Source organism: uncultured Aquabacterium sp. (genome assembly GCF_913773725.1).
In the GTDB taxonomy this organism is placed as follows: domain Bacteria; phylum Pseudomonadota; class Gammaproteobacteria; order Burkholderiales; family Burkholderiaceae_C; genus Aquabacterium.
The window spans coordinates 1-14868 of record NZ_CAJYGK010000141.1 but is presented as its reverse complement, the minus strand read 5'-3'; the positions used below and the strand labels follow the sequence as shown (position 1 = coordinate 14868).

General features: G+C 65.7%; 15 protein-coding genes. 8 read left to right on the top strand and 7 right to left on the bottom strand.

Annotation, left to right across the window (positions count from 1 at the left end; translation table 11 throughout):
• The 5 genes from QZ709_RS16620 to QZ709_RS16600 all read right to left on the bottom strand — a co-directional run.
• The coding region (locus tag QZ709_RS16620; RefSeq protein WP_294638539.1) for an ROK family transcriptional regulator at nt 1-1147 on the bottom strand (1147 nt) is incomplete at its 3' end.
• A 28-nt stretch (nt 1148-1175) separates the two neighbouring features.
• Nucleotides 1176-1646: an RbsD/FucU domain-containing protein gene (locus tag QZ709_RS16615; protein WP_294638538.1), complete on the bottom strand. Its 471-nt coding sequence runs from the start codon at nt 1644-1646 to the stop codon at nt 1176-1178.
• Nucleotides 1640-2446: an ATP-binding cassette domain-containing protein gene (locus tag QZ709_RS16610; RefSeq protein WP_294638537.1), complete on the bottom strand. Its 807-nt coding sequence runs from the start codon at nt 2444-2446 to the stop codon at nt 1640-1642. Before QZ709_RS16610 ends, QZ709_RS16615 begins: the two co-directional genes overlap by 7 nt.
• A 40-nt stretch (nt 2447-2486) precedes the next feature.
• A complete protein-coding gene (locus QZ709_RS16605) occupies nt 2487-3443 on the bottom strand; it encodes an ABC transporter permease (protein WP_294638536.1) in 957 nt (318 codons plus the stop codon).
• Nucleotides 3444-3579: 136 nt separating this feature from the next.
• Nucleotides 3580-4590 carry a sugar ABC transporter substrate-binding protein gene (locus QZ709_RS16600; RefSeq protein WP_294638535.1) on the bottom strand — a complete coding sequence of 337 codons (1011 nt, stop codon included), beginning with the start codon at nt 4588-4590 and terminating at the stop codon, nt 3580-3582.
• A 181-nt stretch (nt 4591-4771) separates the two neighbouring features.
• On the opposite strand from QZ709_RS16600, the gene QZ709_RS16595 reads away from it, so the two are divergent.
• Nucleotides 4772-5725 (top strand): PfkB family carbohydrate kinase, encoded by a 954-nt coding sequence (locus QZ709_RS16595; protein ID WP_294638534.1) that lies wholly within the window; start codon nt 4772-4774, stop codon nt 5723-5725.
• Nucleotides 5726-5764: 39 nt separating this feature from the next.
• Nucleotides 5765-7048, top strand: coding sequence for a PLP-dependent transferase (locus QZ709_RS16590; protein WP_294638533.1), 1284 nt, complete (start codon nt 5765-5767; stop codon nt 7046-7048).
• A 123-nt stretch (nt 7049-7171) separates the two neighbouring features.
• Here the strand turns inward: QZ709_RS16590 and smpB are convergent, their stop codons facing one another.
• The gene (gene smpB / locus QZ709_RS16585; protein WP_294638532.1) at nt 7172-7636 is read right to left on the bottom strand and encodes an SsrA-binding protein SmpB; all 465 of its coding nucleotides are present in this window, start codon (nt 7634-7636) and stop codon (nt 7172-7174) included.
• Nucleotides 7637-7673: 37 nt separating this feature from the next.
• Here smpB and QZ709_RS16580 point away from each other — a divergent pair, with 37 nt between their 5' ends.
• Nucleotides 7674-8150 carry a type II toxin-antitoxin system RatA family toxin gene (locus QZ709_RS16580; protein ID WP_294638531.1) on the top strand — a complete coding sequence of 159 codons (477 nt, stop codon included), beginning with the start codon at nt 7674-7676 and terminating at the stop codon, nt 8148-8150.
• Nucleotides 8137-8511, top strand: a complete 375-nt coding sequence (locus QZ709_RS16575) for an RnfH family protein (RefSeq protein WP_294638530.1) — start codon at nt 8137-8139, stop codon at nt 8509-8511. The genes QZ709_RS16580 and QZ709_RS16575 overlap by 14 nt, the downstream gene beginning before the upstream one ends.
• Before the next feature lie 25 nt (nt 8512-8536).
• On the opposite strand, the gene QZ709_RS16570 is transcribed toward QZ709_RS16575, so the two are convergent.
• Nucleotides 8537-9061: a DUF4124 domain-containing protein gene (locus QZ709_RS16570; protein ID WP_294638529.1), complete on the bottom strand. Its 525-nt coding sequence runs from the start codon at nt 9059-9061 to the stop codon at nt 8537-8539.
• 127 nt (nt 9062-9188) lie between these two features.
• On the opposite strand from QZ709_RS16570, the gene guaB reads away from it, so the two are divergent.
• The 4 genes from guaB (at nt 9189) to QZ709_RS16550 (ending at nt 14778) form a co-directional block, all read left to right on the top strand.
• Nucleotides 9189-10661 (top strand): IMP dehydrogenase, encoded by a 1473-nt coding sequence (gene guaB, locus QZ709_RS16565; RefSeq protein WP_294638528.1) that lies wholly within the window; start codon nt 9189-9191, stop codon nt 10659-10661.
• Nucleotides 10662-10766: 105 nt separating this feature from the next.
• Complete coding sequence (locus QZ709_RS16560; RefSeq protein ID WP_294638527.1) at nt 10767-12017, top strand: MFS transporter; 1251 nt, start codon at nt 10767-10769, stop codon at nt 12015-12017.
• A gap of 48 nt (nt 12018-12065) precedes the next feature.
• Nucleotides 12066-13670 (top strand): glutamine-hydrolyzing GMP synthase, encoded by a 1605-nt coding sequence (gene guaA, locus QZ709_RS16555; RefSeq protein WP_294638525.1) that lies wholly within the window; start codon nt 12066-12068, stop codon nt 13668-13670.
• Nucleotides 13671-13890: 220 nt separating this feature from the next.
• Nucleotides 13891-14778 (top strand): integrase arm-type DNA-binding domain-containing protein, encoded by an 888-nt coding sequence (locus tag QZ709_RS16550; RefSeq protein WP_294638524.1) that lies wholly within the window; start codon nt 13891-13893, stop codon nt 14776-14778.
• The last annotated feature ends 90 nt before the right edge of the window (nt 14779-14868 follow it).

Below are 14868 nucleotides of genomic sequence, written 5' to 3'. Positions count from 1 at the left end.
TGCCGCCCATGACCTGCGGTTGGAAGATGCCTTCCCAGTTGTACTCGGCCAGCGCGTTCTGCACGCCCGCCAGCAACGAGGCCAGCAGGCCGCGGCTGAATGAGCCATCGACGATGACGCCCTCCAGGTCCAGCACGCAGGCGGTGGTGTTGACGGCCATGGCAATGCCGCGTGCCGTCTGAGCCACCCACGCCGCCGTGTGCTCGTGCCACGGACTGTGCATGGCGCGCTCGTCATAGGCCGCCATGGGGTCGAGGCCGGCCACCTCGAACGCCTGCTCCAGGTTGACGAGCGAGGCCACGCTCAGCAACTGAGTCGGTGTGGTCTGCTGCCCGGCTCGCGCGGGCGACAAGGGCAATGACCCCACCGCGCCGGCATTGCCGTGGATGCCGCCGCGCAGGTGGCTGTCGATGACCAGGCCGCCGCCGATGAAGGTGTCGACGAACACGTAGAGGAAGGTGGGCACGCTTCGGCCGCGTCCCGCAACCAGTTCGGCCACGCAGGCCGCAGACGTGTCCTTCACGAAGTGCACGGGCAGCCGGGTGGTGTCCTGCATGCGCGTTGGGATGTCGATCGCCTGCCACGTTCGGGCCTTGGCTTCCGGCATGCCGAGGAGGGTCTGCCAGCCGCCCAGCGAGAAGGGCGCGGCCACACCGACCCCCAACAGACGATCGGCCTTGGCCGCGCCCAGCATGTCGTGCAGATGGGCCTGCAGTTGCGTCACGTGCCGGGCAATGTCATCGAACAGCGTGTCCGGGTCGGGCCACGGATAAGGCAGGGTGTGCCGTTGCCGCACGCGCCCGGTGAAGTCGACCAGCAGGGCGTCCATGTTGCGGCGCCCGACCTTGATGCCGACCGAGAACGCGCCGTCGGGGTTCAGCGAGATCGGCACCGAGGGCTGGCCGACCTTGCCGCGCACCGGTGCCTGCTTGATGACGAGGTCGTCTTCCAGCAGGCGCTCGATGATGATGGACACCGTCTGCGGGCTGAGGTGGGTCAGCCGCGCCAGATCAGCCTTGGGCAAGGCGCCGTGCAGGCGGATCGTCTGCAGCACCACGCGCTCGTTGTACTGCCGCACGCCCTCCTGGTTGGAGCCACGCGGGCGCAGGCGCGGGTGAGGGTCGAGAGTGGCGGCGGTGGGCGTCATGGACATCAGGCGGTGGCGCAGCGCGGGCTCAGGGGCGAAGGGGCTCGCCGATGACCCCCTTCTTCAACAGCACATTGCCGTAGGGCTGGCGGTCACTCGTCAGCACGATCGCATGGGCACGGCGGACCTCATCATAAAAGGCGAAGCGCTCGATGGTGTCGCAGTCCTCGGCGTGGGCCAAGCCCTGGGCGCTCAGCATGCCGATCACCTCGCGCTGCAGGCCGCTCAGATAGCCGTCGGGCGTGTGGCACACCTTCATGAACGCCACGGGCTTTTCTTCGGGCGTGCCGAGGGGCAGCAGCGACAGGATGGCCTCGCACGCCCGCTGCACGGAAGCGCCAGGCAGGTGGATCAGGGGCTTGGCCCCCCCGCCCGGCAACCGCGCCAGTGTCGCGGCGGTGAAGTTGGCATCGGCCACCACGATCGCGTCGCCGTGGCCCATCTCGGCCAGCACCTTGAGCAGGTCCGGCGTCAGCAGGGGGTCGATGCCTTTCAGCACAGGGCCTCCCGGGGCAACTGGTCTGCCGTCATGGCGCCCGTCATCACGGCGACGGTGTCCGACATGCTCACCGCCTTGGGGTTCAGGATCGCAGCGCGTCGGCCCAGGCGCTGAACGTGGATGCGGTCGGCAATCTCGAACACATGCGGCATGTTGTGGCTGATCAGGATCACCGGCAGGCCCTTGTCCCGCACGCGGCGGATCAGCTCCAGCACCATGTTGCCTTCCTTGACGCCCAGGGCGGCGGTCGGCTCGTCCATGATCACCACATGGCGTGCGAAGGCGGCGGCCCGGGCCACGGCCACGCACTGCCGCTGCCCACCCGAGAGCGTCTCGACGGCCTGCGTCATGGAGCGGATGCCCACCTTCAGGTCATTCATGCGCTCGATGGCCTCGGCCAGCATGCGCTTCTTGTCGATCACCTTGAACAGCTGGTTCAAGGCGCCCGGCTTGAAGAGCTCGCGGCCCAGGAACAGGTTCTCGGCAATCGTCATCGCGGGCGCCACCGCGAGGTCCTGGTAGACGGTCTCGATGCCGTGGCGGCGGGCATCGATGGGGCTCTTCATGTGGATGGGCTGCCCGTTCATCAGGATCTCGCCTTCATCCGGCACCAGCGCGCCGGACAGCGCCTTGATCAGCGAGGACTTGCCCGCGCCGTTGTCACCGATGACGGCCAGGATTTCGCCCGCGCGCAACTCGAAGTCCACGCCATCCAGCGCGGTCACCTGTCCGTAGCGTTTCACCAGGCCCTTGGCCTGCAGCACGATGGACCGGGGAGAGGGGGAAGCCACGTTGTGCATCGACGCTCCTACGTGTTCAGCTTGGAGGACTGCGGACATGTCAGGCTCGCTTGTGTGAGAGTTGGTCGGTCGCCACCGCGAGGATCACGAGGATGCCGGTGATGAGGATCTGGTAGACGGACGACACGCCCATGAGCGTCAGGCCGTTGCGGAACACGCCGACGATCAGCGCCCCGATCAAGGTGCCGACGATGATGCCGCGGCCACCGAACAGGCTGGTGCCGCCCAGCACCACGGCGGTGATGGAGTCGAGGTTCTCGGTCTGGCCGGCCTGCGGGTCACCCACGCCGGTGCGGGCCACCGACAGCAGGGCCGCGATGCCGTAGAACATGCCCGCGAGCGCATAGACCGTCAGCAGCACGCGCTCGGTCGAAATGCCGGTCAGGCGGGCGGCCTCGCGGTTGTTGCCCACGGCGTACAGATGGCGTCCGGGCGCCGTGTTGCTCAGGGCGAACCACACCATCGCATAGAGCCCCAGCATCAGGAGCACGCCACCCGCCACCGGGGTGCCGGCGATCATGATCGGGTCGCCCAGCAGGGTCATGGCCTCGGGCAGATCGGTCACGGTCTGTGCGCCGGAGTAGATCTGCGTGATTGCAAAAGCGATGTTCATCGTGCCCAGCGTGACGATGAAGGGCGGCAGCTTGATGCGGGTGACAAGCAGCCCGTTGACGAGGCCGAAGGCGGTGGTGGCCCCGATGCCCAGCACCATGGCCAGCAGCGGGTGCAGGCCCAGTTCGGTGGCCACCTTGGTCATCACGATGGAGCCGAGCGCCATCACCATGCCGCACGACAGGTCGATGCCCGCCGTCAGGATGATCAGCGTCTGGCCGATGGCGAGCAGGCCCACGACCATCACCTGCTGCAGGATCAGCGAGAAGTTCTGGCCCGACAGAAAGTTGTCGGCCTGGATGGCGAAGAAGGCGCTGGCCGCCAGCAGCGCGAGCAAGGGGCCGAGCACGGCCATGGGCGGCAGATGGCGGGACCAGTCTTTCATGAGCGGAACCCCGTTGTGTGAGGTGGAAGAAGCGAGCATGGTGTGCAAGGGAGGGCCGGGCGGATCCCGGCCCGGATGCAGGAAGGCGTCAGAAGGTGGGCCGCACCGACTGCGGCCCGCCCGTCATGCATAGGCGTTACTTCTTGCCCCAGCACAGGTTCAGACCGGTTTGGGCGTCCTTGCTGTCCACACCCGCCACCGGCTTGCCGGCGATCAGGGTCACGCCCGTGTCGGTGTAGCCGCTGACCTTCTCGCCCGTCTTCGCGTACTTCACGCCGGCTTCCAGGCCCATCGAGGCCATCTTCAGCGGGTACTGTTGCGAGGTGGCGGCAATCTTGCCCGCGGCCACGTCCTTGACACCCTGGCAGCCACCATCGACTGACACGATCATCACGTTCTTTTCCTTGCCCGCGGCCTTCAAGGCCTTGTAGGCACCCGCCGCTGCGGGCTCGTTGATCGTGTAGACGAGGTTGATGTCCGGGTTCTTCTGGAGGCAGTTCTCCATGGCGGTCTGGCCCTTGGCCTGGTCGCCGAAGGAGTCGGCCATGCAGACCACCTCGGCCGGCTTCGACAGTTCATTCGAGGTGGCCGGGTTGGCCGCCAGGCCGAAGCCCTTCAGGAAACCGTTGTGGCGCTGCGCCCCCACCGGGTGGCCCGGAAACAGGTCCAGCGTGGCGATCTTGGCCGGCTTGCCGCCCAGGGCTGCCTTGGCGTACTGGCCGATCAGCACGCCCGCCTTGTAGTTGTCGGTGGCAAACAGGGCGTCGACGGCCTCTTGCGGGTCGGTGGGGCTGTCCAGCGCGATCACCATCACGCCCTTGTCACGCGCCTTCTTGATCGCCGGCACGATGGCCTTGGCGTCGCTCGGGGTGATGAGGATGGTCTTCGCACCCGCTGCGATCATGTTTTCCAGGGCCGTCACCTGGCCGGCGTTGTCGCCGTCCTGCTTGCCAGCTGCGGTCAGCAGCTTGGCGTTCTGGGCCTTGGCTGCCGCCGTCGCGCCTTCCTTCATCTTCACGAAGAAGGGGTTGGTCTCGGTCTTGGTGATCAGCCCGATGACGGGTTGCTCTGCTGCAGAGGCGGCGTGGCTCAAGGTGGCCAGCGCAATGGCGCTGAAGGTGACGGCAAGGGTGCGCGAGATCGGCATGGGTTTGTTCCTCGGTAGGGTTGTGTCGTCTGCCATGTCGTCCGTGTCCGAACAACGGGAGCAAGTATCTGAACGGATCATTAATAAATCAACCCGTTTTATTTATGAGAAACCCTAGTGTCCGTCCCTGCAAGCGCGCGGCACACTCGCTCCCGTTCTCGTCCTGAATCCCGGAGTTCCCATGTTTGCTGCGCTGGGCGAAGCCCTCGTCGACCTCATCGAGCATGCCGACGGCCGCTACGAGCCCTGTCTCGGCGGCTCGGTGTGCAACTTCACTCGGGCGATGGCCCGGCAGGGACAGCACATCCGCTACCTGAACCCACTCTCCACCGACACCTTCGGGGCGCGCTTTGTCGACCGCCTTCGCGCTGACGGGGTGGATCTGGGGCAGGCGCCGCGCAGCCCGTGGCCGACCTCGCTGGCGGTCGTCTCCCTCGGGCCTGGCGGTGTGCCGGCCTACACCTTCCATCGACAGCATGTGGCAGATCGCGACGGCACGGCCGACGAGTTCATCGCTCGCTTGCCGGCGGCGCTGCGTCTCATCCACACCGGCGGGCTGGCGCTGGTTCCGGGCGATTGGCCCAAGGTTCACACCGTGCTGCTGGCAGCCCAGTTGCGCGGTGCCGTGGTGTCGGTCGACGCCAACCTGCGCATGGCGGTCGTGGGCGATCGCCCGGCAGACCAGTCGGCGTACCGCAACGCCGTGCAGCAGGCCCTTGGCATGGCGCAGATCGTCAAGCTGAGCGATGAAGACGTGGCCGCCATGGGATGGGATCCCTCGGCGTTGGCTGACGTGGGGCAGCGCCTTCTGAGCAACCCGATGACCCAACTCGTGGCCTTCACCCTGGGCGGCGATGGCGCGATGCTGATGACGCGCCAGGCCTGCGTGCAACTGCCGGTGCCTGCCGCGGTGAACGTCGTGGACACGGTGGGGGCAGGGGACTGCTTCCAGGCCGGCTTGCTGGCCTGGCTGGCGGCCGAGAATCTGCTGATGGCGGATGCCCTGGGCGAACTGACCTCGTCCGATCTCGAGGCCGCGTTGCGACACGCGATGGCGTGTGCGGCCCTGAACGTCCAGCGCAAGGGGTGCGAGCCGCCCAGCTGGGAAGAGACCCGTGCCTGGCTGTGCCCCTGATCCGCGCAGGCGCCAGCGCGCTGCGCTAGCATGCCGCAGATGAGCCCGTCCGACACGCCCCCAGCCGCCGTCCCCGTCACCCCGTCCGACACGGCGAGCAAGCCGCACGACCTGCACGGGGCCGGCCGCGCCACCACGCTCATCCACCACGCCTACCAGCCACCAGGCGGTTTTGCCGCCGTTCAGCCCGGCGTGTTCAAGGCTTCGACCGTGTTCTTTTCAGACACCGCCGCATTGAAGGCGCGTGAGTGGAAGGACAAGAGTGGCTACACCTACGGCCTGCACGGCACGCCCACCACGTTCACGCTCGAAGAGCGCCTGGCCTCGCTGGAAGGGGGGCGCCAGTGCCTGCTCGCGCCTTCCGGGCTGTCTGCGCTAACCCTGGTGGGGCAGTCGGTGCTCAAGGCCGGGGACGAGGTCCTCATCCCCGACAACGTGTATGCGCCCAATCGCGATTTCACGCGGGTGGAACTGGCCCACTGGGGCATCACACACCGGGTGTACGACCCCATGGACCCTGCAGGGCTGGCGGCGCACATAACCGAGCGCACGCGGCTGCTCTGGCTGGAGGCGCCGGGCTCCGTCACGCTCGAATTTCCGGATCTCCCCGCGCTGCTGCAGGTGGCGCGGGCACATCCGCGCCTGATCGTGGCGTTGGACAACACCTGGGGCGCAGGTCTGGCTTTCGACCCCTTCCGCCTCGGCGTGCCAGCGTCCGCGGACACCGAGGGCGTCGACATCAGCGTGCATGCGCTGACCAAGTACCCGTCGGGCGGCGGCGATGTGCTCATGGGATCCGTCGTCACCCGCGACGAAGCCCTGCACCTGCAGCTCAAGCTCACCCACATGCGACTGGGCCTGGGCGTGGGGGCCAATGACGCGGAGGCCCTCCTGCGCGGCCTGTACAGCCTGCCTTTGCGCTATGCAGCCCATGACCGCGCCACGCGTCATGTGGCCCACTGGCTGGCCGCCCGCCCGGAGTTCGAGGGTGTCTTGCATCCGGCGCTGCCTGGGTCACCCGGGCACGAGGCGTGGACTCGGGTCGCCACTGCGGCGGGCGGGCTGGTGTCGGTGGTCTTCCGCGGCGATCGGCACACGCCCGAGCGCGTGAACGCGTTCGTGGATGCCTTGCGCGTGTTTCGCATCGGCTATTCGTGGGGCGGGCCCATCAGCCTGGTCATGCCGTACTCGCTGAAGGGCATGCGGCGCTTCGGGGCTCTGGCCGGCCGGGATGGCGACACCCTGGTGCGCTTCGCCATCGGGCTGGAAGACCCGGCCGACCTGATCGCTGACATCGCGCAGGCCCTTGCGGTGCTGAACTGAACCACGTGAGCGGCCCTTTTTTGTGAAAGGGCCTTGTCGCTGCGCTCTCAATCCTTGGGATTGGATGAGACCTTCTGTCTCATCAAGCGGCCCTTCTGGTGAAAGGGCCTTGTCACTTCGCTCTCAATCCTTCGGATTGGATGAGACCTTCTGCCTCATCAGTCGGCCCTTTTCGCGTTCCCAGTCGCGGTCTTTGATGGTGTTGCGCTTGTCGTGCTCGGCCTTGCCCTTGGCCAGCGCGATGTCCGCCTTCACACGGCCGCCTTTCCAGTGCAGGTTGAGCGGCACGATGGTGTAGCCCTTCTGCTCGGTCTTGCCGATCAGCCGCCGGATCTCTGCCTTGTGCATCAACAGCTTCTTCGTGCGGTCGGCATCCGGGCGCACGTGTGTCGACGCCGAGCGCAGCGCGTTGATGCGCAGGCCGATCAGATGGAGCTCGCCGTCCTTCACCACCACGTAACCATCGGTCATCTGAACCTGGCCCTCGCGGATGGCCTTGACTTCCCAGCCCTCCAGCACGACGCCAGCTTCGTACTTCTCTTCGATGTGGTAATTGAAATGGGCTTTGCGGTTTTCAGCAATCGACATGAGACGGGGAGTCGTTTTCGTAAAATGGCGGGATCCTATGAAGCACGTCCACAAGTCGGTCTTGCTGTGGTACTCGCCGCGCGAAATGTACGCGCTGGTCACCGCGGTCGAAGACTACCCCAAATTCCTGCCCTGGTGCGACAAGGCCGAGGTCCTGCAACGACACGACGACGGCATGACCGCGCGTCTTCACATTCACTTTGCGGGCGTGCGGCAGGCCTTCACCACGCGCAATGTCAATGAACCGGGCCGCACTGTGCGCATGGCGCTGGTCGATGGCCCGTTCTCTCAGCTGGAGGGCACCTGGACGTTCACGCCGCTGTCCATGCCGGGGGCGGCCGCGGCGCCCGCCGATCCGCTGGACGCGACCGCCTGCAAGGTCGAGTTCTCGCTGCAATACGCCTTTGCAAGTCGGCCGCTCGAGCTGGTGATCAGCCCGGTGTTCGACCGCATTGCCAACACGTTCATCGATGCCTTCGTCAAGCGCGCAGAGCAGGTCCATGGCCCTCGTTGACGCCTCACGCATTCGCGTTGAAATTGTCGTGAGCGTGGCGCCGCGCACGGTCCGACGGGTCATGGTCGAACTGGCGCACGGAGCCTCATTGCGTGATGCCGTCGAGGCGTCGGGCCTGATGGGGCAGATCGAGGGCCTCGATGCAGCGGGGCTGGCCGCGGGGGTGTGGTCCGCCGGCGTGTGGGGGCGCAAGGAGCGGGCTGGTCAGATGCTCCGTGATGGAGATCGCGTGGAGTTGGTGCGGCAGTTGAAGGTGGACCCGAAGGCCGCACGCCGCCTGCGCTACCGTAGCCAGGGCGAGAAGATCCCCAAAGGACGACATCGACCGGCCGATTGGACGGCCACGGGCGAGGGCAGTTGAGGCGCCCGCTCGGGCGCCCCGGGGGTCAACGACAGTTGGCCGCGATCACTTCCTGCGTGCGTCGCGTTTCCTCGGCGCGGCCGGCATCGTCCAGGATTTCGCGTTCGCCGGCGGCATTTACCCGGGCAATGCGCATGCCGTCCTGCAGCGACTTCATGTAAGCCTGGGCGCGCTGGCAGTTCTCGGCGCGCACACGGGCCTGCTTTTCCTCCTCGGCCTTCTGCAGCGCTTTCTTTTCCTCTTCGGCCTTGCGCTTCTTGGCGTCCAGTTCGTTTTCCGCCGCTTTCACTGCCGGCGCAGGCGCGGAGGGCGCAGCCGGCGCGGCGGCCTCGGGTGGCCGCACCACCGTACGGCTGGTCGGCACGGCCGGTCGGGCCAGGATGGCCGACTCCGGCGTGCCGGGGGGCGGCGGACGGTCGCTGTACTGGATGCTGCCGTTGGCATCACGCCACTTCCATTGCGGGACTGCCTGCGCGGGCAGGCTGTGCACAAGCAGCGCAGCCAGCAGCGGCAGGACCACGCGTGACGAAATCGGGTGCAAAAGGCTCATCCGCGGCAGTTTACCGGCCGGGCCACATGCCACGGGCCGGGTTTGCGTGGAATCGGCCCGCCAACAGCAAATTTCCGGACAGTCCCGCGTCTGCGTATAATCCACTTTTGCGTCTGGAGCCTTGTTCATGCGCCTGCTTGGTAAAGCACTCACGTTCGATGACGTGTTGTTGGTGCCCGCGTACTCTCAAGTGTTGCCCCGCGACACGTCGCTGGCCACCCGTCTGTCCCGCAATATTCAGCTGAATCTGCCGCTGGTGTCCGCCGCCATGGACACGGTGACAGAGGCCCGCCTGGCGATCGCCATCGCCCAGGAAGGCGGCATCGGGATCATCCACAAGAACCTCTCGCCCAAGCAGCAGGCCGCGGAAGTTTCCCGCGTCAAGCGCTACGAATCCGGCGTTCTGCGCGATCCGATCACGATCTCGTCGGGCGTCAAGGTTCGCGATGTGATCGAGCTGAGCAAGCAGCACGGCATCTCCGGCTTCCCGGTGGTGGACGAGGGCAAGGTCGTCGGCATCGTCACGGGCCGTGACCTGCGCTTCGAAACCCGCCTGGACGCCCCGGTGCGCGAGATCATGACCCCGCGCGAGCGGCTCATCGTGGTCAAGGAAGACGGCACCGCTGCCGAAGCCAAGGCCCTGATGCACAAGCACAAGCTCGAGCGCGTGGTCGTCGTCAACGACGCCAACGAGCTCAAGGGCCTGATGACCGTCAAGGACATCACCAAGCAGACCAGCTTCCCCAACGCCGCCCGTTATGCCCACGGCAAGCTGCGCGTGGGCGCCGCTGTGGGCGTGGGCGAGGGCACGGAAGAGCGCGTCGAACTGCTGGTCAAGGCCGGCGTCGACGCCCTGATCGTCGACACCGCCCACGGCCACAGCCACGGCGTGATCGAGCGCGTGCGCTGGGTCAAGAAGAACTTCCCGCAGGTCGATGTCATCGGCGGCAACATCGCCACCGGCGCAGCCGCGCTGGCGCTGGTCGAGGCCGGCGCCGACGGCGTCAAGGTCGGCATCGGCCCCGGCTCCATCTGCACCACACGCATCATTGCCGGCGTGGGCGTGCCGCAGGTCACGGCGATCGACAACGTCGCCACCGCCCTGCAGGGCACCGGCGTGCCGCTGATCGCAGACGGCGGCATCCGTTATTCGGGCGACATCGCCAAGGCGATTGCCGCCGGCGCGTCGTGCGTGATGATGGGTGGCATGTTCGCGGGTACCGAAGAAGCACCAGGCGAAGTGATCCTGTACCAGGGCCGCAGCTACAAGAGCTACCGCGGCATGGGCTCGATCGGCGCCATGAAGGCCGGCTCGGCCGACCGCTACTTCCAGGAAAACGACGAGCAGACCAACCCGAATGCCGACAAGCTGGTGCCGGAAGGCATCGAAGGCCGCGTGCCTTACAAGGGTTCCGTGCTGACCATCCTGTACCAGATGGCCGGTGGCCTGAAGGCGTCGATGGGCTACTGTGGCTGCGCCACGATCGAGGACATGCGCAACCGCGCCGAGTTCGTCGAGATCACGGCCGCGGGCATCCGTGAAAGCCACGTGCACGACGTGCAGATCACCAAGGAAGCCCCGAACTACCGCATGGAGTGAGGGAGCAGGGCGGCGCCCGACGGTGGTCGCGCCGGCCTGATTTCAAGCACTGCAGGGACACCGGCTTCGGCCGGTTCCTTTTTTTGACCACCACCCGGGACACCCATGGCTTCGACCCGCGGCCGCCAGGCGGCCATGCCGTTCATCATGATCACGGTGCTGCTCGACATGATGTCGATCGGCATCATCGCGCCTGTGCTGCCCAAGCTCATCGGCTCGTTCATGGACAGCGGCGCGAGCACGTCCATGGGGTATGGCGCCGCGCAGGCGGCGTTTGCCATTGCCCAGTTCTTCAGCGCCCCGGTGCTCGGTGCGCTCTCCGACCGCTATGGTCGCCGCCCCGTGCTCTTGCTGGGCCTGGTCGGCATGGCCGTCAACTTTTTCGTCACGGCGCTGGCCACCGAGTTCTGGATGCTCATTGCCGTGCGCATCATGGGTGGCGCGGTGTGCGCCAACATCGCGGTGGCCAACGCCTATGTGGCTGACATCACCGAGCCGAAGGACCGGGCCAAGAACTACGGCCTGCTGGGCGCCATGTTCGGCCTCGGCTTCATCCTGGGGCCGGTGACGGGCGGCCTGCTGGGCGACCACAACATCCATTGGCCTTTCCTGCTGTCCGGGTCGCTGTGCTTGCTCAATGCGGTCTACGGCTACTTCGTGCTGCCCGAATCCTTGCCTGCCGATCGGCGTCGCACCTTCGAATTCGGCCGCACCAACCCATTCAGCGCGCTGGCCCGCCTGCGCCAGCTCAAGGGCGTGGAAACGCTGCTGTGGATCATGGGGCTCTCGATCCTGGCCCAGTTCTGTCTGCACACCAGCTGGTTCCTGTACACCGAGTTCAAGTTTGGCTGGACGCCCAAGGACAACGGCCTGTCGCTGTTTGCGGTGGGCATGATGGCCGTGCTGGTGCAAGGCGGTCTGCTGCGGCAGATCCAGAAGCGCATGCCGCTGCATCGCATCGTCCGCATCGGCCTGGTGTCTGCCACCCTCGGCTTTGCCGCGTTTGGCGCCGTGCCGGAAGGCTGGATGATGTACGTCGTCATCGTGGCCAACGTGTTCGGCTACATGGTGCAGCCGGGCTTGCAGAGCGTGGTGGCCAATGCAGTCGACCCCTCGCGCCAGGGCGAAAGCATGGGCGCTGTCTCGTCCATCAACAGCGTCGCCGCCATGCTGGGCCCGGTGCTGGGTTCGCCCCTGCTGGCGGCCGTGTCTCACTACCCGCAGGGTGACTGGCGCATTGGCGCGCCGTTCTACCTGTGTGCTGCCATCCAGGCCATCGCCGCCATCATCGGCCTGCGTTACTTCAGCCGTGCCTTCCATGAGGCACCTGCGCGCCCCGTGCGCACGGGTGCCTGACTCAGACCGTTTCCTGCCTCGCCCGCAGCCTGCCCAAGAGAGCTCACCATGCATGACAAGATCCTGATCCTCGATTTCGGCTCCCAGGTCACCCAGCTGATCGCCCGCCGCGTGCGCGAGGCCCACGTCTACTGCGAAATCCACCCGAACGATGTGTCAGACGACTTCATCAAGTCGTTCGCGCCGAAGGGCATCATCTTGTCGGGCAGCCACGCGTCCACCTACGAAGACCACCAGCTGCGTGCGCCGCAGGCGGTGTGGGATCTGGGCGTGCCGGTGCTGGGCATCTGCTACGGCATGCAGACCATGGCGGTGCAGTTGGGCGGCGAGGTGAGCTGGTCCGACACGCGCGAGTTCGGTTACGCCGAGGTGCGCGCCCATGGCCACACCAAGCTGCTGGACGGCATCCAGGACTTCACCACCCCCGAAGGCCACGGCATGCTGAAGGTGTGGATGAGCCACGGCGACAAGGTCACCCGGTTGCCGGACGGCTTCACGCTGATGGCGTCGACGCCCAGCTGCCCGATCGCTGGCATGGCCAACGAAGCCAAGCGCTATTACGCGGTCCAGTTCCACCCCGAGGTGACGCACACCGTGCAGGGCCAGGCCATGCTCAACCGCTTCGTGCGGGAGATCGCCGGCTGCTCGGGCGACTGGATCATGGGCAACTACATCGAGGAAGCGGTCGCGAAGATCCGCGAGCAGGTGGGCGACGAGGAGGTCATCCTCGGCCTGTCGGGCGGTGTGGACTCGTCGGTGGCGGCAGCCCTGATCCACCGTGCGATCGGCGACCAGCTGACATGCGTGTTCGTGGACCACGGTCTGTTGCGTCTGAACGAAGGCGACATGGTCATGGACATGTTCGAGGGCAAGCTGCACGCGAAGGTCATCCGCGTGGACGCCTCTGACCTGTTCCTGGGGCAGCTGGCGGGCGTGACCGACCCCGAGCGCAAGCGCAAGATCATCGGCGGCCTGTTTGTCGACGTGTTCAAGGCCGAGGCCGAGAAGCTCAAGGCGGCCGGCAACGGCGTGAAGGGCGCGACCTTCCTGGCGCAAGGCACGATCTACCCCGACGTGGTGGAAAGCGGCGGCACCAAGACCAAGAAGGCCACGACCATCAAGAGCCACCACAATGTGGGCGGCCTGCCGGAGCAGTTGGGCCTGAAGCTGCTGGAGCCGCTGCGCGAGCTGTTCAAGGACGAAGTGCGCGAGCTGGGCGTGGCCCTGGGCCTGCCGCACGAGATGGTCTACCGTCACCCGTTCCCGGGCCCGGGTCTGGGCGTGCGGATCCTGGGCGAAGTGAAGAAGGAGTACGCCGACCTGCTGCGTCGCGCCGACGCCATCTTCATCGAAGAATTGCGCTCCACCATCGAGCCGCTCAGCGGCAAGAGCTGGTACGACCTGACCTCGCAGGCCTTCACGGTGTTCCTGCCGGTCAAGAGCGTGGGCGTGATGGGCGATGGCCGCACCTACGACTACGTGGTGGCCTTGCGCGCGGTGCAAACCAGCGACTTCATGACCGCGGATTGGGCCGAGTTGCCTTACAGCCTGCTCAAGAGGGTGTCGGGCCGCATCATCAACGAGGTGCGTGGTATCAACCGCGTCACCTACGACGTGTCGAGCAAGCCGCCTGCCACCATCGAGTGGGAATGATTTGAAGGCGGTTCACACCGTCCCAGAACGTCTCATGAATGCATTTAAGCCCTTGATCTTCAAGGGCTTTTTTGTTTTTGACGTCCCATGAGGTTTCATGACATCCCGAGGTTTTTGTCGGCACGGAAGACGGTTGATTTTTTGAGTCAATTGATCTTTGATTGCTTACCGTCTTGATGCTCTGACGGTAAGCGATGCAAGGTAAGAGAGGGGTTACCCAATGGCACTGACAGACACCAAACTCAAGAACCTCAAGCCCACGGACAAGGTCTACAAGGTGGTGGACCGCGATGGGATGTACGTCGTCGTCTCACTCAAAGGAACACTGACTTTCCGCTATGACTACCGGCTCGCGGGGCGGCGGGAGACGCTCACACTGGGGCAGTACGATGAGTTCCAGGCCTCGCAGCCTAAGCGGGCCCCCGAGGACATCAAGTACGGAGATCCGCTTTCGCTGGCTGACGCGCGCGACCTGCTGGCCAGAGCGAAGAACATGGTCAGCCGAGGGGAGTCGCCAGCGCGTGTGAAATCTGAAGCTAAGAAGGAATGCCAAGAGTCAGGCACCTTCGAGTTCTTTGCAGACATCTGGTTGCGAAACGGCGGCCTGGCGGACAGCACGGCGGCGATGCGCAAGAGCATTCTGGATCGTGATGTGCTGCCCAAGTTCGGCAAACGCAAGCTGGAAGAGATCACGTCCAGCCAAGTGCTCGCGCTGTGCGAAAAGATCAAGGAGCGCGGCGCTCCGGCCACGGCAGTTCATGTACGCGAGGTCATCCAGCAGGTGTACCGGCACGCCATGTCCAGGGGGCTCAAGATCGAGAATCCCGCTGAAGCGGTGAAGGCTTCAGCCATTGCCACCTTCAAGCCCAGGGAGCGCGCATTGACGCCTGGGGAGATTCACCAGTTCTTTTCGGTGCTGGACACCATCGGTACCTTGCCCACGCTGAAGCTGGCGGTGAAGTTCATCTTGCTGACCATGTGCCGCAAAGGCGAGTTGTTGCTGGCGACCTGGAAAGAGGTGGACTTTGATGCGGCCACCTGGACGATTCCGCCCGAGCGGATGAAGGCCAGGCGGGCGCATGTGGTCTATCTCAGCAGTCAGTGTTGAATCACGAGCAAAACTGAGCCACTAAAGGGCATCCGTCACGCCCAATTTTGAGCCACGTTATCCACCTACCCTGCTGTTTTTTGCAGCAGT